Annotated in this window: 1 pseudogene; it reads left to right on the top strand. The window is 67.4% G+C overall.

The annotated features are described in order from the left end of the window. Positions 1-64: 64 nt before the first annotated feature. Positions 65-1,443, top strand: a pseudogene (locus NA4_RS38145) (IS1380 family transposase). Positions 1,444-1,613: the final 170 nt, after the last annotated feature.

Here is a 1,613-nt window from a genome sequence, read left to right as displayed (position 1 = left end):
TCTGACCTGCGATAATTCGACTTGCTGAGGGGTCGAAGATCGAGGTTGTAGGAGCACCTTTTCGGTGAGTCAGTCTATGTCGTGGTATCCGTCGCTGAAAGTTGACTCCGACGGTTCGGGGCTCGTGTCGCAGGCCGGGGCGGTGGCGTTATTGCAGACCGCGGCCAGTCTCGGGGTGGATCGGGCGCTGTCGGTTGCGTTGGCGCCGTGGCGCAAGTCGCAGGCGGTGCATGATCCTGGCAAGATCGTGCTGGATCTGGCGACCTCGATCGGGGTCGGTGGTGACTGCGCCGCCGACGTGGCGATGCTGCGGTGCTCACCGGGTGTGTTCGGTTCGGTGGCCTCGGATCCGTGTCACGAACGATCACGACGTTGGCTGCCGATGCGCCGAAGGTATTGGCGGCCATCGCTTCTGCGCGTGCGAGTGCTCGGGCGGCAGCGTGGGCCCGCGCGGGTGAACACGCTCCCGATCACGGGATCGATGCCGAGCGCCCGCTGATCATCGACCTGGACGCCAGCCTTGTGGACGCGCACTCGGACAAGAAGCACGCGGCACCGACATTCAAACGAGGATTCGGCTTCCACCCACTGTTCGCGTTCATCGACCACGGCTGCGGCGGCACCGGCGAACCGGCGACGATCATGTTGCGGCCCGGGAATGCCGGAGCCAACACCGCCGCCGATCACAAACAGGTCCTGGCCGCCGCACTGGCGCAACTTCCGTGGCAGACCGGCTATCGGGTCGGGCGGAAAGTGCTGGTGCGCACCGACGCTGGTGGCGGCACCCACGACTTCGTCACCTATTGCACCAATCGGCGGGTGCAGTACTCGCTGGGTTTCACCCTCACCGAGGGCCTCGTCGCCGCGGTCAACGCCATACCTGAGCATGTGTGGACCCCGGCCTACGACGCCGAGGGGCAGGTCCGGCCCGGCGCCTGGGTCGCCGAGATCACCGATCTGGCCGATCTGTCGGGCTGGGCCGACGGGATGCGGCTGATCGTGCGCAAGGAACGCCCGCATCCCGGTGCGCAGCTCCGATTCACCGACCTCGACGGACTGCGGTTGACCGCGTTCGTCACCAACACCCGCCGCGGCCAGCTGCCCGATCTCGAGCTACGGCACCGCCGCCGCGCCCGCTGCGAGGACCGCATCCGCGCCGCGAAGGACACCGGCGCCCGCAACCTGCCATTCCACAGCTTCGACGCCAACCGGATCTGGCTGGCCATCGTGGCGCTGGCCCTCGACCTGACCGCCTGGCTGCAAACCATCGCGCTGCACGACCACCAGGCCCGCCGTTGGGAACCGAAAACCCTGCGCCTGCACCTGTTCTCGCTGCCAGCTCGCATCGCCCGTCACGCTCGCCGCACCTGGCTACGGCTACCACGCCACGCCCCACACAGTAACCTGCTCACCACCGCAATCGGTCGGCTGCAACCCGGCTGACCAGCACAAACCGCACCTACAAGACGGAAGGACCACTCATCCCGGGCCCGTGGAACCCGGCAGCCAACCCGCGGCCCGGGCCACCCCCGGTTGCCCACACGCTGCTGATCACCAGCCAAAACCCAACCCGAACACGATCAGGCCAGGCCGCACCCCCGACGAAAGATCGA

The organism is Nocardia amamiensis NBRC 102102 (assembly GCF_001612745.1).
GTDB classification, from domain to species: Bacteria; Actinomycetota; Actinomycetes; order Mycobacteriales; family Mycobacteriaceae; genus Nocardia; species Nocardia amamiensis.
This window is presented reverse-complemented; position numbering and strand designations above follow the sequence as displayed.